16 protein-coding genes are annotated in these 20,656 nt (G+C 64.7%); 5 read left to right on the top strand and 11 right to left on the bottom strand.

Annotated elements, in window-relative coordinates:
• The first annotated feature begins 31 nt into the window (after nucleotides 1-31).
• The gene (locus DyAD56_RS07570) at nucleotides 32-2,515 is read left to right on the top strand and encodes an FtsX-like permease family protein (protein WP_102302131.1); all 2,484 of its coding nucleotides are present in this window, start codon (nucleotides 32-34) and stop codon (nucleotides 2,513-2,515) included.
• Complete coding sequence (locus DyAD56_RS07565) at nucleotides 2,516-3,625, top strand: SLC13 family permease (RefSeq protein ID WP_102302130.1); 1,110 nt, start codon at nucleotides 2,516-2,518, stop codon at nucleotides 3,623-3,625.
• A 24-nt stretch (nucleotides 3,626-3,649) separates the two neighbouring features.
• On the opposite strand, the gene DyAD56_RS07560 is transcribed toward DyAD56_RS07565, so the two are convergent.
• The gene (locus DyAD56_RS07560; protein WP_102302129.1) at nucleotides 3,650-4,420 is read right to left on the bottom strand and encodes a DUF2807 domain-containing protein; all 771 of its coding nucleotides are present in this window, start codon (nucleotides 4,418-4,420) and stop codon (nucleotides 3,650-3,652) included.
• Between the two features lie 150 nt (nucleotides 4,421-4,570).
• Here DyAD56_RS07560 and DyAD56_RS07555 point away from each other — a divergent pair, with 150 nt between their 5' ends.
• On the top strand, nucleotides 4,571-5,122 hold the full coding sequence (locus tag DyAD56_RS07555; protein WP_102302128.1) for a hypothetical protein: 552 nt from the start codon (nucleotides 4,571-4,573) through the stop codon (nucleotides 5,120-5,122).
• A 106-nt stretch (nucleotides 5,123-5,228) separates the two neighbouring features.
• Here DyAD56_RS07555 and mazG read toward each other — a convergent pair whose 3' ends face one another.
• Genes mazG through DyAD56_RS07525 form a run of 6 tightly spaced genes read right to left on the bottom strand, consistent with a single transcriptional unit; the run spans nucleotide 5,229 to nucleotide 9,359 of the window.
• A complete protein-coding gene (gene mazG / locus DyAD56_RS07550; protein WP_102302127.1) occupies nucleotides 5,229-6,044 on the bottom strand; it encodes a nucleoside triphosphate pyrophosphohydrolase in 816 nt (271 codons plus the stop codon).
• Nucleotides 6,041-6,868, bottom strand: coding sequence for a 3'(2'),5'-bisphosphate nucleotidase CysQ (gene cysQ, locus DyAD56_RS07545; protein WP_102302126.1), 828 nt, complete (start codon nucleotides 6,866-6,868; stop codon nucleotides 6,041-6,043). The genes mazG and cysQ overlap by 4 nt, the downstream gene beginning before the upstream one ends.
• Nucleotides 6,865-7,422: an ADP compounds hydrolase NudE gene (gene nudE / locus DyAD56_RS07540; protein WP_102302125.1), complete on the bottom strand. Its 558-nt coding sequence runs from the start codon at nucleotides 7,420-7,422 to the stop codon at nucleotides 6,865-6,867. Before nudE ends, cysQ begins: the two co-directional genes overlap by 4 nt.
• A gap of 21 nt (nucleotides 7,423-7,443) precedes the next feature.
• On the bottom strand, nucleotides 7,444-7,785 hold the full coding sequence (locus tag DyAD56_RS07535) for a hypothetical protein (RefSeq protein ID WP_102302124.1): 342 nt from the start codon (nucleotides 7,783-7,785) through the stop codon (nucleotides 7,444-7,446).
• A gap of 9 nt (nucleotides 7,786-7,794) precedes the next feature.
• Nucleotides 7,795-8,577, bottom strand: a complete 783-nt coding sequence (locus DyAD56_RS07530) for an inositol monophosphatase family protein (protein ID WP_102302123.1) — start codon at nucleotides 8,575-8,577, stop codon at nucleotides 7,795-7,797.
• Nucleotides 8,574-9,359, bottom strand: a complete 786-nt coding sequence (locus DyAD56_RS07525; protein WP_146010458.1) for a type II secretion system protein N — start codon at nucleotides 9,357-9,359, stop codon at nucleotides 8,574-8,576. The genes DyAD56_RS07530 and DyAD56_RS07525 overlap by 4 nt, the downstream gene beginning before the upstream one ends.
• A 62-nt stretch (nucleotides 9,360-9,421) precedes the next feature.
• On the opposite strand from DyAD56_RS07525, the gene bioA reads away from it, so the two are divergent.
• A complete protein-coding gene (gene bioA, locus DyAD56_RS07520; protein ID WP_102302121.1) occupies nucleotides 9,422-10,780 on the top strand; it encodes an adenosylmethionine--8-amino-7-oxononanoate transaminase in 1,359 nt (452 codons plus the stop codon).
• Here the strand turns inward: bioA and DyAD56_RS07515 are convergent.
• Nucleotides 10,777-11,097, bottom strand: a complete 321-nt coding sequence (locus tag DyAD56_RS07515) for a hypothetical protein (RefSeq protein WP_102302120.1) — start codon at nucleotides 11,095-11,097, stop codon at nucleotides 10,777-10,779. The two genes, bioA and DyAD56_RS07515, sit on opposite strands and share 4 nt — an antisense overlap.
• A 173-nt stretch (nucleotides 11,098-11,270) precedes the next feature.
• Here DyAD56_RS07515 and DyAD56_RS07510 point away from each other — a divergent pair, with 173 nt between their 5' ends.
• A complete protein-coding gene (locus DyAD56_RS07510) occupies nucleotides 11,271-12,005 on the top strand; it encodes a 16S rRNA (uracil(1498)-N(3))-methyltransferase (protein WP_102302119.1) in 735 nt (244 codons plus the stop codon).
• A 124-nt stretch (nucleotides 12,006-12,129) separates the two neighbouring features.
• On the opposite strand, the gene DyAD56_RS07505 is transcribed toward DyAD56_RS07510, so the two are convergent.
• The 3 genes from DyAD56_RS07505 to DyAD56_RS07495 are packed head-to-tail and all read right to left on the bottom strand — an operon-like array spanning nucleotide 12,130 to nucleotide 20,604.
• Nucleotides 12,130-12,606 (bottom strand): chemotaxis protein CheW, encoded by a 477-nt coding sequence (locus tag DyAD56_RS07505; protein ID WP_102302118.1) that lies wholly within the window; start codon nucleotides 12,604-12,606, stop codon nucleotides 12,130-12,132.
• Nucleotides 12,603-14,453: a chemotaxis protein CheB gene (locus tag DyAD56_RS07500; protein WP_102302117.1), complete on the bottom strand. Its 1,851-nt coding sequence runs from the start codon at nucleotides 14,451-14,453 to the stop codon at nucleotides 12,603-12,605. Before DyAD56_RS07500 ends, DyAD56_RS07505 begins: the two co-directional genes overlap by 4 nt.
• Nucleotides 14,446-20,604 carry an Hpt domain-containing protein gene (locus tag DyAD56_RS07495; RefSeq protein ID WP_102302116.1) on the bottom strand — a complete coding sequence of 2,053 codons (6,159 nt, stop codon included), beginning with the start codon at nucleotides 20,602-20,604 and terminating at the stop codon, nucleotides 14,446-14,448. The genes DyAD56_RS07500 and DyAD56_RS07495 overlap by 8 nt, the downstream gene beginning before the upstream one ends.
• Nucleotides 20,605-20,656: the final 52 nt, after the last annotated feature.

The following is a 20,656-nucleotide window of genomic DNA, read 5'->3' as shown; positions in this document are numbered from 1 at the left end:
TGATGGCGGCTACCTTCACTGGGTCGCGCGCATGAGGCTGCTGACGCTATCCCTGCGCACCTTGCGTCGCGAATGGCATCTACCCGAGCTACGCACGCTTGGCGCCTCACTGGTGCTTGCCGTGGTGGCGCTGGGCGTGGTCGCCACACTGGCCGCGCGCATGGAACGTGGCGTACTCGCCAGCGCAGCCGAGCTGATCGGCGGCGACCTTGGCATCAGCGCACCGCAATCGTTGCCGCCGGACTATGCAGCGCAAGCGCACCAACGCGGCCTGCAGGTCACGCAGGGCGCGAGCTTCCCCAGCGTGGCCTTCGCGCATGAGCAAAGCCAATTGCTCGACGTGCTCGCTACCGACAACGCCTATCCACTGCGCGGCACGATGGAGCTGGCACAAGGCGCCGGTGACACCACCGCAGGCCACGGACCGGCGGCCGGCGCGGTCTATCTCGACCATCGCGCGCTGGTCGCCTTGGGCCTGAAGGTGGGCGACAGCCTGCAGTTGGGTGGGCGCGATCTGCGCGTCGCCGCGGAACTGGTGCGCCTGCCCGATGGTGGTGAACTCGTGGCCATGGCGCCGCGCGCACTCATGAACATCGGCGATGCCGAGCAGGCAGGCCTGCTCGGTGTGGGCAGCCGCGCGCGCCATCGGCTGCTGGTGGCAGGCCAGCCTTCCCCAGTACAGGACTGGCGGACCTGGGTGGAAGCCCAGACCCTGCCGCAAGGCGCGGAGCTGATCATGCCGGAGCAAACTCAGGAACGCATGCGCAGCGCCTTCGACCGCGCCAGCGCCTTCCTGCGCCTCACGGCATTGCTTTCCGCGTTGCTGGCCGGCGTCGCCATCGCGCTGGCCGCACAGCGCTATGCACGCCGCAAGACCAACGAAGTGGCACTGCTGCGCGCGCTCGGCACGCCGCGCCGGCAAGTGTTGGGTTTGCTGGTCGGCACGCTGGGCTTGCTCGCGGTGCCGTCCGTGATCGTCGGCGCCCTGCTGGCGCTCGGTATGGCACAGATCACCTGGGGTTTTGCCAGCCAACTGTTCTCTGCCATCCCGACCACGCTGCCCCTGGGGCCCGCCATCGCCGCTGCCGTCATGGGCTTGGCGGTGCTCGCCGGCTTTGCGTTACCGCCGCTAGCGCGGCTTGCGGAGGTGCCACCGGTCGCTGTCTTCCGCGAAAGCGCGGCGCGACGCGTGCGCCGTTTCGATGCGCTGTATCTCGTACCTGCCCTGGTAGCGCTGTTACTGATCTGGAGCCAGAGCGGCTCGGCCAAGCTGGCAGGCATCCTTGCCGTGAGCCTGCTGGGTGTGGCCGTGGTCGCGGCCCTGCTCTCCGCCTTGCTGCTTTGGACGGCGCGACGCGTGGCGCCTGGAGCGCATCCTGCGCTGCGCCTTGGGCTTGCCGCGCTGGCTCGCCGTCGCGGCATGAGTTTGCTGCAGGCCACGGCACTGAGCCTGGGGCTGGTCGCGCTGTTGCTGCTGGCTATCGTTGCACCGGCCTTGCTGGAAGGTTGGCGACGCGAACTGCCTGCCGACACACCCAACTGGTTCGTGCTCAACCTGCAGGACGATCAGCGCGAAGGTTTTGAGCAGGCGCTCGCACGCATCGGCGGCCAGAAGCTCAATATGGCCCCGCTTGCGGTAGGCAAGCTCACGGCCATCAACGGCCAGCCCATTGATCAGATGCACTTCAAGGACGAGCGCGCCAAGGACTGGTCCGACCGCCAACTGCGCCTGTCCTGGGCCAGCGATCTGCCACCGAGCAACGAGGTGATCGCCGGGCAATGGCACGGCGAGCATCCGGCCGACGCCGAAGTATCCATCGACACGATGTGGCGCGACATGTACGGCCTGAAGGTCGGCGACATGATGCGTTTCAACGTGGGCGAAGGCAGTATCGACGCGCGGGTAGGCAGCATCCGCAAGGTGGATTGGACGTCGTTCCGGGTGAATTTCTTCCTGGTGTTCGATCCAGCGCATGCCGCCTCGTTGCCGCATACGTGGATCGCCAGCTTCTACCTTCCGCGTGGACACGCCGAATCCCTGGCGCAACTCAGCCGTGACTACAGCAACCTCAGCCTGATTGACGTCGACGCCATGCTCGACCGCGTGCGCGAGATCGTGAATCAGGTAAGCGGTGCCGTGCGCTGGGTGCTTGCTTTCAGCCTGCTCGCAGGCGCACTGGTACTTGCTGCCGCACTCGCGTCCAGCGCGCAGGAGCGTCGCCACGAAGCCGCCTTGCTGCGCACGCTGGGCGCACGCCGCACGCAGCTGCGCATGGCGGCAGCCTGCGAATTCGGGCTGCTGGGACTCGTGGCGGGCCTCACTGCCGCATTCGGTGCGGCGGGTACCGGGCTGTGGCTGGGACATGCCATCTTCCACATCGAACATTTCGTTCCGCCATTGGGATCGCTGCTGTTGGCTGCCCTCGCTGCCGCCGTCGTGGTGATGATGCTGGGCCTGATTGGCACGGCGCGCGTCAGCCGCACATCGCCCATGCAACTGCTAAGGGAAGCCTGAGTGCATTGGATCAAACGTGTTGCGCACGAACACCTGCTCATTGGCTTTGGGTTACTGGCCATCGTGCTGGCCATGGTCGACCCGCAACCGCTGGTCACCTATCAGCGCTGGCTGCAACTGCCGACGCTGGCCGGCCTGCTCGGGCTGATGATCTGCATCCAGGGCATCCGTGACAGCGGTCTGGTGCAACACGCCGCCGCTGCGCTGGTCGAGCGCGTGCACTCATTGCGTGGGCTGGGCGTGTTGCTGGTAAGTGCAACGGCGTTGCTCTCAATGGTGCTCACCAATGACGTGAGCCTGTTCCTGCTGGTGCCACTGACGCTCGCCATTGGCACCATCTCCAATCTGCCCGTGATGCGCACGGTGGTGCTGGAGGCGCTCGCCGTCAACGCGGGTTCCACGCTCAGCCCCATCGGCAATCCGCAGAACCTGCTGTTATGGCAATACACGCATCTGCCCTTCATGGAGTTCGTGCAGAAGATGCTGCCGGCGTTCGGCACCATGTTTATCCTGCTGCTACTGCTGACCGTGGCGTGGATGCCGCGTGGCCGTGTGATCCTGCATGCCAAAGACATCGATGGCCACCCGGTATCGACCCCGCAGGCGATCCTGTCGGTGCTGGCGCTGGGCAGCATGGTGCTGATGATGGAGCACAACCACGCGGTGCTCGGTGCGCTGTTGCTGTTCGTGCCCTTCGCCCTGCTGGAGCGCGGCACACTGCGCCGTGTGGACTGGTTTTTGCTGGCAACGTTTGCAGCAATCTTTCTGGGGTTGGGCCATTTTGCCGAGCTCGCGTGGGTGCAACGCGGGCTGGAAAGCCTCGATCTGGAACATCCGCTCACGCTTTACGCCAGCGGCATCCTCGCCTCGCAGCTGATCAGCAACGTTCCGGCTACGGTGCTGCTGTTACGCCACGCACCTGACCCGATGGCGCTGGCTGTCGCGGTGAACGTCGGCGGTTTCGGCGTAGCCATTGGCTCACTCGCCAACCTGATCGCTCTGCGCCTTGCGAAGCAGCCGCGCGGTGCGCGGCGGCTGCATGTGGTTTCCATACCGTTTCTGCTGGTGTGCGCGCCGCTGGTCTATTTCGTGTATCACTGGATCAGCTGATCAGCTAGCGCGACGCGTACCCCGTCAGTCGTCGCGGTCGTGCGGCACGCTCACCTTACCCTTGATACCGGAATGGCTGACGTCGCCGCTGCCTTTGGCGCCCAGCGTGAGGTCGCCTTGCACATCGCGCACCACCAGGTCGCCCGAACCCAAGGTATCCACGCGCACGTTGCCGCTCACGTTGCGGAGGCCGACGTCACCCGAACCAATGCTGCCCACGCGGGCATCGCCACGGACGCCATTGACCTTCAGGTCGCCAGAGCCGATGGAGCCGGCATCGAGGCTACCCACGTCATTCGCGTCGATATCACCCGAACCCACGCTCAAGGCGAGCGGGCCGGCGATCTTGCTGACGTGCAGGTCACCCGAACCCACCTGCGTGCTCAATCGCTGCAAACCCATCGCCCAGGCATCACCCGAACCGATATTGAGCACGACCGGCATCTGCACGGGCACCTGCATGTCCAGCTTCAGGCTGGTCGAACTGTGGCCGAACAGCGAGATATTGATGTGCGAACGACCGCCGACCTCCACGATCAGGCGATCGCCCTCGCGGCGCTGGGTCACGGTCAAGTCATCCAGCAACTTCGGATCGGACGCACAGGCACGCCCGGTCACAATGCCCCCGCTACCACTCGCGCCGGAGAGATGCAGGTCATAGCTATGCAGGTCCACCTCTACCTCGCGCACACCCTGAAGATCGAGCGTGAGATTGCGCGGGGCTTGGTACTGGCAGTCATCGGCGTAGGACGCCAGTGGAGCGAGCAACAGGATGGCTAGGATCAGACGGCGCATAGATGGTTCCTCATTGGCTGGATAACGCTTTGATGGCCCAGGGCGACAAAAGGTTTAGAGACTACAAACGGGCTCTTGCAGACCCCATCGTCAACCCGCGCCGCCAAACGACGTTTGAGACTTCACGAACCGACGTGGAGTCACCCTGCCATGCAGCGCAAGACATTGCTCGCCACCGTACTCGTCCTGGCGGTTATCGGAGCGGCCTCGCTGGTTATCGCCCAAGACGGCGCGCCGAGCGCACCGCCGGCCAAGAACCCAGCTGGCAAAACGGAACCCATGGCGCATGACGGTATGGCCGACTTCATGGGTGGTCCGGACTTCGGTGGCCCTGGTCCGGGCCCGGGCTTTGGTCGCCCCGGTTTTGGCCGCATGGGCTTCGACGCACCCGAATCACCGGTGATCGGCGACCTCACCGCCCTGGAGCGCCTGTACCGGGAAAGCGGTCGCACCAAGGAGCTTCCGGCCCTTTACAACGACGTGCTGTCCAAGTCGCAGGACCCACGCGTGCGCACCTATGCGTATCACCAGTTGGCCCGCGTGCAGTCGGCGCCAGCCAGCACCGACCAAGCCATTGCCACGCTGCGCAAGAGCCTCGACGAGAACCTCAGCAACGAGGCGAAGAAGCGTGCCGAGCTCGACAAGATGCGTAGCGATTGGGAACAGCGCCACAGCCAGACCAAGCCGGCGCCCCAATCCTAAGAAATCAGATAACAAGAAAAGCGGCACTGCCGTTAGGCAGCGCCATGCCCTGAGGCACGGGAACCCCAGAGCCCGTGCCTCCTTTTTATCCTTCGCTGAAGCTATCTCAGGCGACCGGTTTTTCCTGCTGCTTCGCGCGTTGCCACAGCATTTCCTGGGAGGCCAGATCCTGCTCGGGCAAGGGCTTGCCATCGGCATGCGCCAGTTGCTCCATCGCGCGGAAGCGTCGTTCGAACTTGGCATTCGCGTGACGCAGCGCCTGGGAGAAATCCACGTTGGCATGCCGGGCAAGATTCACCACGACGAACAGAACGTCACCGATCTCGTCCTGCAGACGATGCGTGTCTCGGCCGTTGGCGAACTCGGCGCGTACCTCGCCGACCTCTTCCAGCAACTTGTCCAGCACGGGCTGTTCATCGGGCCAGTCAAAGCCGACCCGGGCAGCGCGTTCCTGCAATTTCAGCGCTCGCTTCCATTCGGGTAGTCCGCGTGAAACGCCGGCGAGCGCACTGTCGTCGTGCTCTTCGCCCTTGGCGGCGCGTTCGGCGGCCTTGATATCGTCCCAGGCCTGCTTCTGCGCATCGAGATCGTCATAGCGCTCATCGCCGAAGACATGCGGATGGCGCCGCAGCATCTTCTCGCTGATCGCATGCGCCACGTCGGAGAACTCGAACAAGCTCGCCTCTCTCGCCATCTGCGCGTGGAAGACCACCTGTAAAAGCAAGTCACCCAGCTCATCGCGCAGGTCATGCCAATCCTTGCGATCGATGGCATCGGCCACCTCGTACGCCTCTTCGATGGTATACGGCGCAATGGTGGAGAAATCCTGCTGCACATCCCAAGGGCAACCGTTCTGCGGATCGCGCAGGCGCGTCATGATCGCGAGCAGGTCGTCCATGTCGTGTCGGCGCGCGTCGCTCATGAGGCGTCCATATCCGCCGACTGCAAGCGTGCTTTCCAGTCGATGGAGACGTCACCTATGGCGATGAATTCCGGATTGATCAGCGAATCGCCACGGTTGTAGCGCAACGGCTCACCCGCAAGGTCGAGTACGGCCCCACCGGCTTCCTCCAGCACGCTCTGCGCTGCCGCGGTATCCCATTCACTGGTAGCGCCTCGACGCAAATAGACGTCCGCATCGCCACGCGCTACCACGCAGAATTTCAGCGATGAGCCCAGCGGCTTCGACGCGTAGTCGTCGCCAATCAACTGCTGCAGCAAAGCCGCGCCCGAGCCACCGTGCGAGCGACTGCCGGCCACGGTGGCGGGCTCCGCCATACGTCGCGTGCCGATGCGCTGCCAGGCCCCGCCCGTCTCGCGCTGCAACCAGGCACCCTCGCCGCGTGCCGCGACATAGAGCTCGCCGGTGACCGGCGCCAACACCACACCCAGCACAGGCTGATGGTTCTCGATGAGTGCGATGTTCACGGTGAACTCGCCATTGCGCTTGATGAACTCGCGTGTGCCGTCCAGCGGATCGACCAGCCAATAACGCTGCCACTCGCGTCGCTGCGACCACGGCGCGGCGCGGGCTTCCTCGGAAATCACCGGAAGGACGTCATCCAGCGCAGCAAGACCCGCGGTAATCACGCGTTGCGCGGCGAGATCGGCGGCGGTGACCGGCGAATGATCCTGCTTGCGTTCGACTTCGAAGTCTTCGCCATAAACAACGAGGATCGCCTCGGCGGCGTCACGGGCGATCGCAGCGATCTGCTGCAGCAGCTTGGAAAAAGGGGCTTGAGTCATGTCGGCGAAAAGCGGCCCGCAAGATACTCGCGGGCCATAAAGAGGGCGGCGATGGAACGGCCTTCGGTGACGTCGTCCCGCGCGATAAGCACGTGCAGATCGGCGAGCTTCCATGGAACCACTTCCAGCTCTTCGGGCTCATCGCCCTCCAAGCGTTCCGGGTATAGATCCTGCGCGAGCACCACGTGGGCCATGTGCGTCATGTACGAAGGCGACAACGACAGGTTGTGCAGAATTTTGAGCTTGCGCGCGCCGTAGCCGACCTCCTCCTTGAGTTCGCGGTCAGCCCCCTGCTCCACGGTCTCGTCACGATCAAGTCGCCCCTTGGGCAAGCTTAGTTCGTACCGTCCCACGCCGGCGCCGTACTCGCGCACGAGCAGCACGGTCTCGTCGTCGATCATCGGCACGATGATGACGGCGCCGAGTCCACCGCCCTTCAGGCGCTCATAGGTGCGGCGCTCTCCGTTGGAGAACTCCAGGTCGAGCTGCTCGACGCGCAGGAAGCTGCTGTCGTGCACGTCCCGGGTGGCATGGATGATCGGTGGCTTTGGCATCGGGCGATTGTAGCGCGGGGGTCAGGGGGGCGGCGGCGCGTGATGGCGGCCGGAGAAGGCGGCCCAGATCATCAGGCCGAGAGCGATGGCATGCAGCAGGCTGCTGACCAAGGCCCAGGACGTGATAAGCACCTGGGTGGTGGAATAAGTGCCCTCATGCATCAAGTGAGGGATATACCAGCCACTCATCACCGAATGCGCGACGAGAAGCAACGCCTGCAGCACGCAGGCCACCAGCATCAACAAAGCCGATTTGCGCGCCCTGGACCAGTACACGCCGGCCATCACGATGCCGACGACGCAGGCAACGAATACGGGCGCGGTGCCAATGAGGATGGAGTAGATCGGAATCAGGTCTTCCATGACGGTCTCTCAGTGGGAGGTGGAAAATCGGTCAAGTGCCAGCGCGTGGATGGCGGGCGTTCCCGCCAGCACGCTGGTGGTGTCTAGCGTAAGCGCCTTGCCGGCGAGATCCGTGAATACGCCGCCCGCCTCCCGCACGATGACGGCCAACGCGGCCACGTCCAGGATGCTGACATCCGACTCGATCACCAGGTCTAGCCCGCCGCGCGCCAGCAAGTGGTAGTGGCAGAAATCACCGTAGCCACGGATGCGGTTGCTGTCGCGAATCATCGCGCCCAACGCGGCCCAGCGCGCGTCCTTGGTCAGGGTCTTGATGTTGCCGGTGGAAAGGGAGGCCTTGGCCATATCTCGGGTGTCGGCCACGTGGACGCGCTCACCGTTGAACCACGCGCCACCGTCTTTGCTCGCCCACATGGTCTCGCCGTAAACCGGTGCGCTCGACACGCCGAGCACCAGTTCGCCACGATGCATCAGCGCGATCTGTGTAGAGAAAAATGGCGTGCGGCGCACGAAACTCTTGGTGCCGTCCAAGGGATCGACCATCCACAGCAAGTCATTGCCATGGTCGTCACGGCCGAACTCTTCGCCAAAGATCGATGCCTCGGGTAGCGCTTTTTGCAGGATCTCGCGAATGGTCAACTCTGCTTCGCGGTCCGCCGCCGTCACCGGCGTGTCGTCGCTCTTGAGTTCCACCGCCACACCCTTGCGCCAGTAGTGCCGCAGCACGACGCCAGCGGCTTCCGCGGCTTCGCGCGCGGCGTCCAGCGCCTTGGACAGGTTCAGTTCGCTCATCGTTTCTCCCCGCGGAGGGCGGCTGCGAGACCACCACTGTAGTTGATGTGCGTGACGCCATCGGCATCAGTGGTGCCAAAAGCCGCCAGCCAGCGCTGAAGCTCCGGATGTTGCCCTCTTGGCGCGGTGACGGCAGTGAAACGCCGCGCGAGAGGACTGAGCTGCAAGCGACCGTCGACGCGTAGCGGGCCGTTGCCATCGTCCTGCACGTGCCCTTCGATCACGCCATTCACCGCCTGCAGCTCCGCACGCAGATCGCCTAGCGGGAGCTCGCCCAGCGCTACCGTGCGGAGCGCTGCTGCCTGCCATTGCACATGGGCATCAAGGCTCCCCGGCCAACCACCGCGCAACTGGAGATGAGCGGCCGTCGCGCGAAGCGTGCCGCGCGGCCATCCGCCCAGCACCATGGGGCCAGTGCCGAGAACATCCAGGTCAACGCGCATTTGGACGTCCGTCCAGGTAGCCTCGGCGGCCTGCTTTCCCGTCATGTTGCCCGCGAAATCCACGCGGGGGCCATGCAGTTCCACATGCAACCGGTTGTCACCCAATAGGGCGGCACGCGAAAGCTGCCATTGCAACTCGCCCAGGTTCTCGCCCTTGGCAGACAACAATTTTCCCGCCTTGCCATCCCATAGCAGGCCACTGACGTCCTGCAATTGCGCACCGTTCAGCCGACTCTCCAGCCACGGCATGGCCCAACGGGCCGGCAGGAACCAAAGCAGCACGAAAACCGCCAGCAACAAGGCCACCAGGCCCATAAGTGCAATACGCCAGACCTTCAACTCGGCTCCCAGACAGGACGCGGGACTTGAGCGTGCATGCTCGAAACCCCGATCATAGCCCGATGAATACCCTCCCTGCTGGCGACGCGCTGGTGCGTCGCGACCTGAGCCTGCTCTGGCACCCCTGCACGCAGATGTACGACCACCGCACGGTGCCGATGGTGCCTATCGCCCGCGGCGAAGGCGCCTGGCTCATCGACACGAACGGCCGCCGCTATCTCGACGGCATCAGTTCGTGGTGGACCAATCTGTTTGGCCACGCCAACCCTCGTCTGGCGGCGGCACTCGCCGAACAGGCCCACACGCTGGAGCACGTGATCTTCGCGGGCTTCACGCACGAGCCCGGCGTAGCGCTGGCGGAAGAACTGGTACGCGTGACGCCGCCGGGACTCGATCGCGTGTTCTATGCGGACAACGGCTCGGCCGCCATCGAAGTGGCGCTGAAGATGAGCTTCCACTATTGGCTCAATCAGGGTCACGGTGAGAAAACGCGCTTCATCGCATTGACCGGCAGCTACCACGGCGAAACGCTAGGCGCGCTTTCAGTCAGCGACGTCGCGCTCTATCGCAAGACCTACGCGCCGCTGTTGCTCACGCCCATCCTCGCGCCCTCCGCAGACACTTATGAAGCGCTTCCCGGCGAGAGCGCGAGCGAAGTCGCACAGCGACGCCTGGACGAGCTCCGCCACTTGCTGGAGGCGCACGCGCACGAGGTGTGCGCCGTCATCGTGGAGCCTCTGGTGCAATGTGCCGGAGGCATGCGCATGTATCACCCGGACTATCTCGCGGGGTTGCGCCGTCTGTGCGACGAATACCACGTGCATTTCATCGCCGACGAAATCGCCGTGGGCTTCGGCCGCACCGGCACGCTGTTCGCGTGCGAACAGGCCAGCGTCTCGCCGGACTTCATGTGTCTCTCCAAGGGGCTCACCGGCGGTTTTCTACCGCTGTCGGCGGTGCTGACCACGGCAAACGTGTACGAAGCGTTCTATGCCGAATACAGCGCAGGCAAGGCATTCCTGCACTCGCACAGCTACACCGGCAACCCACTGGCCTGCCGCGTGGCGCTGGAAACCCTGCGGATATTCCGCGACGAACCCGTGCTTGAGCGCAATCGCGTATTGGCGGCACATCTGGCCAAACGACTGGCACCGCTACGCGATCATCCGCATGTAGCTGACGTACGGCAGACCGGCATGATTGGCGCAGTGGAACTGGTGGCGGACAAAGCAACCCGCACGCCGTTCCCTTCATCGGAACGACGTGGACTACGCGTCTACTTGCACGGCCTGGAACACGAGGCACTGCTACGCCCGCTGGGCGACATCATTTACTTCATGCCGCCCTACGTCGTCAGCACCGACGAGATCGACCACTTGGTCGATACCGCGATCGCAGGCATCGAGCGCGCCGTGGCTTAGTGGCCGCCACGCACCGTGATGCTCGGATCCAACTGCTCCAGCGCCCGGCCCGTATCCACCTGGCCCGTGTTGAGGATGTCCTGACGGCTGTAGCTCCGACCGGCCACCGGCAGGCAAGTACCCTGCTTGGCCGGGATCAGGCTACCGGTCGATTGCAAGCAGTTGCGATTGCCGGGTTTCAACGGGCTCTGCGACGCGTTCGGGTTGCCGGCGCCCTGCAGGGTTGACTGAGCCGCGGGCGCGGGGTTTTCCTGCGCCATGGCGATCGGGGCGACGCCCAGTGTCATGACAAGGATGAGAAGGGATTTGCTGACCATGATCCACCTCCGGGGAACAGGGGATGTGTGACATGCTGCGCCGGTAGCCGCTAACAGGCAAATGCCGCTGCGTGGGCATCTCCCGCGCATTCAGCTAACCGCTCGCAGACCGCATGGGACGGTATTTCTCCGGTCCGCTATGCTTTTCGTTTCCGTTCCTCTGATAACGCTCCATGCGCACGATCCGTATACATGTCGAACTACCGCTCGCCATCGGCCAGGCGTTGGACCTGCCAGCACAGGCGGGCGAACACGTGGCGCGCGTGCTGCGATTGACGACAGGCGCCCCGATTACCTTGTTCAATGGCGACGGCGTGGACTATCCCGCCGTGATCCAGTCCGTCGGCAAGCGCGATGTCCAGGTACGGGTGGAAGCCGCCCTGCCGGTGGCCAATGAATCGCCATTGCCACTGACGCTGGCCCAGGGCGTGGCGCGCGGCGAGAAGATGGACTTGATCGTGCAGAAGGCCACCGAACTGGGCGTGGCGCGCATCATTCCGCTGCTGACCGAACGCTCCGAAGTGAAACTTGACGCCAGTCGCGCCGAAAAACGGCTGGCCCACTGGCAGGCCGTCGTCGCCAGCGCCTGTGAGCAGAGCGGCCGCGCACGTCTGCCTGAGGTCTTACCAGCCATCCCGCTGGAACATTGGCTCCGCGACCTTCCCCAAGACGGCGCACTGCGCCTGGCCCTGTTGCCCGAAGGCACCCATCGTCCAGGCGAACTGAAGTTCTCCGCGGCAGGTGGCGTGCTGGTGGTGGGTCCCGAGGGCGGCTTGGGTCAACGCGATACTGCAGCACTCACTGACGCCGGCTTTACCGGCCTACGCCTTGGGCCGCGCATCCTCCGCACGGAAACGGCGGGGCTGGCAGCACTGGCAGCGCTGCAGGCGTTGCATGGCGATGTGTGAATCGCACGCTTTTGGGTGTGCGCCGGGATGACGAGCTAGTTGGAAGGTCGAGGCTAGGTTGACCCCTCACCCCAACCCTCTCCCCATAGGGGAGAGGGAGTTAAAGGCTCACGTCCTGCCGAGCTCAGCTTGCGAGTTCAAGCAACTCGATCAATTCCGCCTCAATCCCTTCCAGATCCGGGATCACCGCGATGTCATCGCGCACCAGTACCTGCGCGCGTACACCTGGGGGCAACGGCGCACCGTCATGCGTGGGAATGATCAGCTCGGCATTGAGCGTGGTCAGACGCGGAAAACCCTGGGTGACCACCGCGATGAACGGCAGGTCCGCATGCCCGCCCAGCGCCTTCAGCACGGCCACGCGCACCGCCTGCTCGCTATCGCCCTCGCCGGCACCTGCCAGCGTATTGAACGACACCAACGGCACGCGCCAGCCACGCCACGCAATGCGACCCAGCAACCATGGCGGCGAACCTTCCATGGGTTCGGGCGCGGGCATGGTGATCACTTCGGCCACGGTGGCGTTGGGCAACAGCAGGCGCAGGTTGCCAACCGGCACCAATACGCAACGGATTTCACGTGGTAGTGGTAGATCACTCATCGCCGGCCCTCCATCAACGTCTCTTCCACCAGGCGCGCCGCCAACTCGGCTGGCGTACCCGAATAACTGTGCAACCGCTCGGCCTCGATGCCGTGCACCATGTCCGCGAAGTGACCGTCGGAAGACTCAATCCAGACCTGGCCACCGCGATCATGGATCGCCTGGCAGCCACCGAGCGCATCGTTGGCTTGTCCCGCGAAGACGATGCCCTGTGCGCTGCGACCGAACACGTTGGCCGCCATGGTGAAGCTCGCGTCGATCGGCGAACTGCGCATGTCATTGTTCTCCAGTGACTGCAACTCCACGCGCCCATCGCGATGGATGCGCGCCTGCTGTCCACCGGGGACAACCAGCACCTCACCCACGCGGGCCCGCACACCAGGGCCGGCGATACGCACGGGGAGGTCGCTATGGCGCGTCAACGTATCGGACAAGGCCTCAACCGACTTGCCGCCGAGATGCTGGACATGCAGCACCGCGATGCGCAGGTCCATCGGCAACATCGACAGGAACGAGCACACTGCCTCCAGGCTGTCTGCCGCGGCGCCCAGCACGAGCAGGCGACCGATCGCGCTATCCAGGTCGTCGAGCAACATCTCGGTGCCGGCGTCGTACTCCTTCGGCGCCAGGGCTTCTTCCATCGACACCAGTTCCAGCGCCGCTCCTGGCTCGATGATGGAAGCGTGTTCCTCGCCACCTTCCGGCGCCAGGAAATCTGCCGCGCTCAACTTCTCGACCCCGAACTCCTTCGGGTTCGCCGGTGCGGGCGCAGGGGCCGCGACAGGCGCGTGCGCATCATCTTCGTCGACCAGGGACCAGCCCGACGCCAGATCCAGCACCGACGACGACGGCTTCGCAGCATCTGCCGTCGCTGGCATGAACGAGTCGTCCAGTGGCGCCAGCGCGAGATGATCCAATTGGAACGAAGGCACCTGATGAGACACCGCTTCGTGGGTCAGCTCTTCAATAGGCGCAGGTCCCTGCGTAGCGAGCGTTTCCACGCCGAACCTACCGTCGTGCAACGGAGGCAGTTCGTCGGTGGCATTGAATTTCAGGCCCGAGCCAAAGTCGTGATCGGGCGCGGTGGCCTCATGCGCGGTCGTGCCGAAGTTGCCATCGTGCAACGGCGGCAATTCGTCGTCAGCGCTGAACTTCAGGCCCGAGCCAAACTCATCTCCCGTATCGAGCGGCAGATCGTCCAGCGCCGCAAAATCATCGGCATGCAAGGACTCGTCGTGCCCCTGCTGCGGCGAATGCGATGCATGGGCTTCATCCGCTACCACGGGTTCGTCGGCGGCAAGCAAGGCTTCGAGCTCCGCCGCCAGCGATTCGGATTCCACTTCGGTCGCAGCGCTGACCTGCGGTGCCGCCGGCGCCACTTCCGTCGTATCCACAAGCGAGGTGAGATCCCACGCGGGCGCTTCGACGCCCATGGCGGCCACGCTTTCCACGGCCGCAGGTGCGACCACCTCGGGAACAGCCGGCGCGTCGAGCGGACGCGGCGGATCCAGATCCCCCTGGGCCATGACCTTCACGGCGAGATGGCGCGCCCAGCGCGCACGATCCCAACCATCAAGGGAACGGCTAGCGGCAGCGTCGTTGAACACCACGCGCGGCCTGTCGCCATCGAGCACGTCGTAAAGGCGATCGAGGTCGTTCTCGGCGTCATCGTCCAGGTTCACCACCAGCACTTCCGCGCGGGTGGTGTCGAGCATCTGTTTGCTCAGGGTGGACAGGGCACCTTCGTGCACGATCCTCGCCCCACGCTCTCGCAGTGCCTCGCGCAGTTGGCCGCCGAGCTCCACGTCATCGAACAACAGGGCTACCACAGTCGCCGTTTCAGCCATTGAGCGACTCCGTGGTGCGCTGCTCGAGCACCTCGCCGATCTGCATCAGCAGCTCGGCCTCCTGGTAAGGCTTGCCGAGGTAACGGTCCACGCCGATGTCGAACGCGCGCTGGCGATGCTTATCGCCGGTACGCGACGTGATCATGATGATCGGCACGTCGCGGAATCGCGAATCGGCCTTCATATGCGTGGCCAGCTCGTAACCGTCCATGCGCGGCATCTCGATGTCGAGCAGCATCAGGTCAGGCACGCGCTCGTGCAACTTCTCGAGTGCGTCCACGCCGTCCTTCGCCGTGGCGACTTCGTACTCGTGACGCTCCAGCACGCGGCCAGTCACCTTGCGCATGGTGATGGAGTCGTCGACCACCATCACCAGCGGACGCACGCGCGACTCTTCCACCACCGGCGTGGCCACCGCACTGAGGCCTTCGTCGAGTCGCGCCCGGCGGCGGATCACACCGTGGCGTACCAGCGGGGCGAGATCGAGAATGATCAGCACGGAGCCGTCACCCATGATGGTCGCGCCGAGAATGCCGGGCACCGAGCTGATCTGCGGGCCGACCGACTTCACCACGATTTCGCGCGAGCCGATGACGGCATCGATACGGATCGCACCGCGCAAGTCACCGGCGCGCGTCAGCAACAGGGGAATCTGTTCTTCATCACCGGCGTGGCTGGCCGTAATGCCCAGCAACCCCGACAGCTCGTGGATGTCGTAGCTCTCGCCGCCGTACAGGAAGGTCGGCTCCGGATCAGCCATGCGCTCGGCCAGTTCCGCCGGGCTAATACGCGCCACACCCTGCACCGAGGTCATCGGGATGGCGAAGGCAGACTCGCCGACGCGGACCAGGATGGCCTGCGTCACCGCCAGGGTGAACGGCAGACGCAGCACGAACGTGGTGCCCTGGCCTTCCTTCGATTCGATCGACAGCGCACCGCCGAGCTGCTTGATTTCGTTCGCCACCACGTCCATGCCCACGCCACGGCCAGCGAGCTGGGTCACGGTGCTGGCGGTGGAGAAGCCCGGCTGCGTGATGAGAGCGAGCACCTGATCGTCGCTTAGGCGCGCATCGGCACGAACCAGACCGCGTTCCACGCCGCGTTTGCGGATGGCGTCGCGATCGAGGCCGCGGCCATCGTCCGTCACGCGCACAACCACTTCGGTCGCTTCGCGCGCCACGCGGATGCGTACAGCGCCCTCTTCTGGCTTGCCTGCCTTGCGGCGATCAGCCGGCGATTCGATACCGTGCGCCACCGCGTTACGCAGCATGTGCTCAAACGGAGCCTTGATGCGGTCAAGCAGGTTGCGGTCCATTTCGCCGTGGGCGCCCTCCACGTAGAGCTGGGCACCCTTGCCTTCTTCCTGTGCGGCCTGACGCAGCGTGCGGCGCAGGTTCGGCACCATGGTGTCGAACGGCAGCATGCGCGTGCGCAACAGACCATCCTGCAGTTCGGAGCTCACGCGCGACTGCTGGATGAGCAAGGTTTCGGCCTGACGCGTCAGTTCGTCCAGCATGCCCTGGATGGACACAAGGTCGGATACCGACTCGGCCAGCGCACGCGAGTACTGCTGCAACTGCGAGAAGCGGTCGAGCTCGAGCGGGTCGAACACCGCCATGCCCGCTTCGCGATGCTCGCGCTGGAAGCGCGCGATGATCTGCGCTTCCGTTTCGATTTCCAGCATGCGCAGCTGACCGCGCAGACGCTGCACGGTCTGGTCAAGCTCGACCAGGTTGAAGCGGTAGCCAGCCACCTGCTGTTCGAGGCGCGAACGGTAAATCGCCACCTCGCCCGCGTGATTCACCAGCGAGTCGAGCAGTTCGGCGCGAACGCGGATCTGTTCCTGCGGCGTGGACTGCGCTTCCTCGCGCTCCTCCGGCAGCAGTTCAGGCAGCGGCGCAGTACGTGGCACGAACGGCACCACGTTGGCGGCATCGGCCGGCGTGGGCGCGACATCGACACCGCCGCCAGCCATGGCCAGGAAGCGGTCGATGGTCGCCTGCGGATACGGCATCGCCCGACCCTGCGAAACCAACTGCACGAGGCCGTGCAACTGATCGAAGCCCGTTTCCAGCGCGGCGATCAATTCGCCGGTGTGCGCCGAGTCTGCGTTTAGCGGCTTTTCCAGGGCGGTTTCGATGGCGTGCGTGAGGTCGCCCACGGCCATCAGGCCAGCGATGCGCGCACCACCCTTAAGGGTATGCAGGTCACGCTGGATCTCGGCCAGATGCTCAATGGCCGTCGGCTCGGCACGCCACTGGGCGAGCACGCCGTCAGAGTGATCGAGAATCTCGCGCGCTTCCTCGATAAAGATCTCCAGCAGATCCGGATCGATCTGGCCGTGCAGCAGAGAGGATTCGTCGAGCGAATCCACTTGCGCGGCGGCCTCCACGACGTCCGGCACGTCGACCACCGGTTCGACGACTGGCGATGCCTCCGCCGGAAGCGCGGGCTCGGCTGCTACCAGCGTTTCCAGCTCGATCTCTTCGTCCGGCACATCGACGATCGGCGCTTCCAGCGCGATCTCTTCATCCGGCACGTCGATGGCCGGCACCTCCAGCTCGATCTCTTCGATCGGCAGCAGGTCGATGGGTGGCAGCGCGTCGATGGACACCGCGTGCTCGTCGTCCGTCGACGCAGCAACGTCAGGTACTTCGGTCTCTTCGATGAAGTGATGCGTCGTCGCTTCTGCTTCGACGACAGGTTGCGCTTCCTCGAAATTCACTTCATGCACAACGGCGTGTTCGGCCGGCGCGTCAGCATCGTGCTCGACCGGGTCGATCTCCAGCGTCTCGGCTTCACCGATCAGCTCGGCATACAACTTGGCGAGTTCGTCGCTTTCCGCATCACCCTTCACCGGCGCGTGCGGCGGCGTATGCGACGCCTGATTGGCGGCAGGCAGGTGCGCGTCGAGATCGTACTCACCCAAGGCGGCGAGCAGCTCGTCGGCATAGTCGTCCGTAGTGGCAACGACAGGCGGCGCGGCGGGCTCGACAGGTTTGGACGCATCCGACAGTGCTTCGTCCAGCGATGCGCCAAACGACTCTTCGTGAGAAGCATCCGCAAGGTGCGCCGGAACCTCGTCCTGAAGATCGATCGGTGTTTCGAACAACACATGCGCGACTTTGGGTTCGGGCTGGCTGTCGCGCAGTTCGGTCAGGCGATGGATCAGGTCATCCAGGTCCGGCAACTGCGGCGACGGCACGTCGAACTGGTTCATCACATGGTCGACGGCGTCGGCGCTCTGGCTGAGCAGCAGCACGCCTTCCGGCGACAACGACTGACCCGCGGCGCGCAGGCGCTTGAGCAGGCTTTCCAGCGGTGACAAAAGCTGCGTCAACACCGGAATGTCGACCATGGCGATGGCGCCATGCAGCGTGTGCACTGCACGCAACAGGCTGTCTTCCACGCGCAACTCACCATCGACCCGGTTGATCGCGGTGCGGATTGTGGCCAGATACTGCGCTACTTCACTACGCAGGATTTCCAGCAGCACCGGATCGATCGGCGGCATCACCGGCGCTTCGAAGAAGACGTGCTCAGGCGTAGGTGCGAGCACCTCGGCGTGGGTTGTTTCGATGTCGGCCAGCGTCGCAGCGGGAATCGCCTCGGCGGCCACGTTCGCGCGCGGCACGCGACGACGGACGATGCGGCGCACGGTTTCGGTAGCACCCGTGGTGGGCACATCGGCCAGACGCGCATCAGCCTGATTGGCCGCCAGGCGTTCGGCGATCTCCATGATCGCGGCAACCGGTGCCGTGACCGCACCCTCGCCCATCAACGCGGCGCGGAACTGCGGCAGGACATCGATGGCGGCGGAAACGACCTCTTGCACGCCCTCGTTCGGCGGGACCGACTGGTCCAGCACCCGGTTGAGCATGTTTTCCACCTTCCAGGCGAACTCGCCCAGCAGGGTGGCGCCGACCAAGCGACCGGAACCCTTGAGCGTATGGAAGGAGCGACGAATCGACGTCAGCGCGTCGAGCTGCTGCGCGTCGGCCAGCCAGTTTTTGCGCGCGGCGTGCAGGCTGTCGATCTCTTCCTGCATTTCCTCCAGGAAAATGTCGCGGATGTCGTCGTCGATGCCGGCTGTGCTGGCTTGGAAGCCTGCATCAACCGCGGAGGCGCCGGCGACCGGCACTTCTTCGACGACTTCTTCCTCGATCTCGATCCAGTCGTCTTCGCCGCTGCCCTCCACGGGCTCTTGCGGCGTGATATGCACAGTGTCGGCAAGGCGCAGGCCAGTGATCTCCTGCGGTTCGGGCTGCGGGGTTTCGCTATACCCCACGACCAGCCCGGTCAGGTCATCACCGTGTGCCACGCTGACGCTCTCGGACAGTTCCGGCTGGTTCGCGAGCGCAGCAGCGAGTGCAGCGTCGGCGGCGCGCGCCACATGCTCCGGCGGCGTCTCATCCAGTTCGTCTTCGGACGGCGCGCGGACGGCCGGCGGCGGCCAGTAACCCAAGCTGCTGAGGCTGTGCTCGGCAACGTCCAGAATGTGTTCGAGCCCACCGCGATGTTCGCGCGCAGCCTCGAGGTAGTACTCCAACGCGGCCAGTGCATCGGCCAGGTGATCCATCTGCACCGAGCTGGGCACACGACGGTCGACCAGCAATTCGTTGCCGACGAAACGGCCGATGCCTTCGGCCAGTTCGGCCGGGCGCGGTGCGGACAACATGCGCAGGGCACCGGCGACTTCATCCATCAATTGGCCTACGTCGGCCAATTGATGCGACTGCCAACCGGATTCAACGTAGGCGACGATGGCGTCCTTCACCTTGCCGGTGTTGGCAGTCGCCTCGTGCATCAGCGTTGCGAGGATATGGCGTGCCTCGCTGCGGGGCAGCATGCCGGTCGGCGCTTCGCTGAGCGGCTCGCCGTCGGCGCCGAGGCTTTCGATGTGATCGTCCAGCGATGCTTCCACGTACAGCAGCGCACCGGCGACGTCGAGCAACAGCTCTTCATCGGGCGCGCGCACGCGGCTGACGATTTCGTCCAGCACCCGCCGCTGCTCGTTCACCACGCGACGCGGCACACCCAGCGCGAGCATGCCCAGCGTGTCACCGACGCGCTCGAGGATCTCTGTCTGGCTGGCCAGCTGTGCGGGATCAGGATGTGTCTGGCGCAAGAACAGATCGAGCGATTCCTTGACGCGCAGCAGGTCGTCCTTCAGCGCCTTTGCCACGGAGTCGAGCAAGGCTCGATTGTGGCCGGCCATGGAACCCCGTGCGTGCTCGACCTCGCTCTGCTCGGGCAGCAGCGCGTCGAGTGCGTAGGTCTGGCGCAACAGCTCCATGCGCGGGCTGCCCTGACGGACCTGGCCCACGACGTAGAGCAGCTTGCGCGCAAGTTCGTCGGCATCGCCACCGCGAAGGTTGGCTTCACCGTGCTCAACCAACTGGCGCATGCTGCGATCGACTTTGCCGATCAACTGGCGCACTTCGCCGGTCTGGCTCTTCAACGCGCCTTGCTGCACACCTTCCAGCACACCGGCTGCGATCCACCACAGGCGACGGCCCGGGACGGTGTGGCAGCGCGCCGTGATGGCGTCCAGCGTCTGGACCATACCCGCCAATTGCTGGTCACTGCCCTGGCCGCGGAACCACGACAGCAACTGCTGCTGGAAACGCAGGCGCAGCGTGGTGACTTCGCTGCGCTGGCGTTCGCCGCTGACTTCCTGCAGCGTCGCTGGCGCCTGGGCCGGCAATGCGACCTCGAGGTTTGGCGTGAACAGTGCCGATTCGTGCAGCGCCTGCTGGCCGCGGCTCGAACGCAAGTCGTTGAGCAAGGGCAACAGCACCACCGGCACGTCGCGATGACCGCCGGAAAGGCGTTCCAGGTAGTCCGGCAGCTGCATCAGGCCGCGCATCAGCGCGGCATAAGCCTCCTCACGGTTGGCCACATGGTCTTCGAGTAGCGAGATGGCGAGTGTTTCCATCTCCTCCGTGACCATGGCAGCGCCGTAAAGCTCGACCATGCGCAGCGTGCCGTGCACCTGATGCAGGCTGTCCGCGCAGGAGCGCATCGCATCCCGATCACCCGGGTTGTCGACATAGGACTCCAACGCCTGCCGGGCGAGGGCGAGCGTTTCATCCAGCTCGGGCTTGACCCACTGCAGGGTGGTGAAATCGATATGGTCTTGAAGTCTCATGCGCCCCTCTCAGCGGCCACGTAACGCTTTGTCACGCAACCATCGAGGTTGC

The sequence above is a fragment of the Dyella sp. AD56 genome (assembly GCF_002878475.1).
Lineage (GTDB): Bacteria > Pseudomonadota > Gammaproteobacteria > Xanthomonadales > Rhodanobacteraceae > Dyella.
This window is presented reverse-complemented; position numbering and strand designations above follow the sequence as displayed.

Excerpts from the sequence above, each read along its gene's own strand:
- DyAD56_RS07555 (WP_102302128.1), top strand. The coding sequence starts at position 4,571 with ATGCAGCGCAAGACATTGCTCGCCACCGTACTCGTCCTGGCGGTTATC.
- DyAD56_RS07560 (WP_102302129.1), bottom strand. The coding sequence starts at position 4,420 with ATGCGCCGTCTGATCCTAGCCATCCTGTTGCTCGCTCCACTGGCGTCC.
- DyAD56_RS07500 (WP_102302117.1), bottom strand. The coding sequence starts at position 14,453 with ATGGCTGAAACGGCGACTGTGGTAGCCCTGTTGTTCGATGACGTGGAG.
- DyAD56_RS07535 (WP_102302124.1), bottom strand. The coding sequence starts at position 7,785 with ATGGAAGACCTGATTCCGATCTACTCCATCCTCATTGGCACCGCGCCC.
- cysQ (WP_102302126.1), bottom strand. The coding sequence starts at position 6,868 with ATGACTCAAGCCCCTTTTTCCAAGCTGCTGCAGCAGATCGCTGCGATC.
- nudE (WP_102302125.1), bottom strand. The coding sequence starts at position 7,422 with ATGCCAAAGCCACCGATCATCCATGCCACCCGGGACGTGCACGACAGC.
- bioA (WP_102302121.1), top strand. The coding sequence starts at position 9,422 with ATGAATACCCTCCCTGCTGGCGACGCGCTGGTGCGTCGCGACCTGAGC.
- DyAD56_RS07570 (WP_102302131.1), top strand. The coding sequence starts at position 32 with ATGAGGCTGCTGACGCTATCCCTGCGCACCTTGCGTCGCGAATGGCAT.
- DyAD56_RS07530 (WP_102302123.1), bottom strand. The coding sequence starts at position 8,577 with ATGAGCGAACTGAACCTGTCCAAGGCGCTGGACGCCGCGCGCGAAGCC.
- mazG (WP_102302127.1), bottom strand. The coding sequence starts at position 6,044 with ATGAGCGACGCGCGCCGACACGACATGGACGACCTGCTCGCGATCATG.
- DyAD56_RS07515 (WP_102302120.1), bottom strand. The coding sequence starts at position 11,097 with ATGGTCAGCAAATCCCTTCTCATCCTTGTCATGACACTGGGCGTCGCC.
- DyAD56_RS07495 (WP_102302116.1), bottom strand. The coding sequence starts at position 20,604 with ATGAGACTTCAAGACCATATCGATTTCACCACCCTGCAGTGGGTCAAG.
- DyAD56_RS07505 (WP_102302118.1), bottom strand. The coding sequence starts at position 12,606 with ATGAGTGATCTACCACTACCACGTGAAATCCGTTGCGTATTGGTGCCG.
- DyAD56_RS07510 (WP_102302119.1), top strand. The coding sequence starts at position 11,271 with ATGCGCACGATCCGTATACATGTCGAACTACCGCTCGCCATCGGCCAG.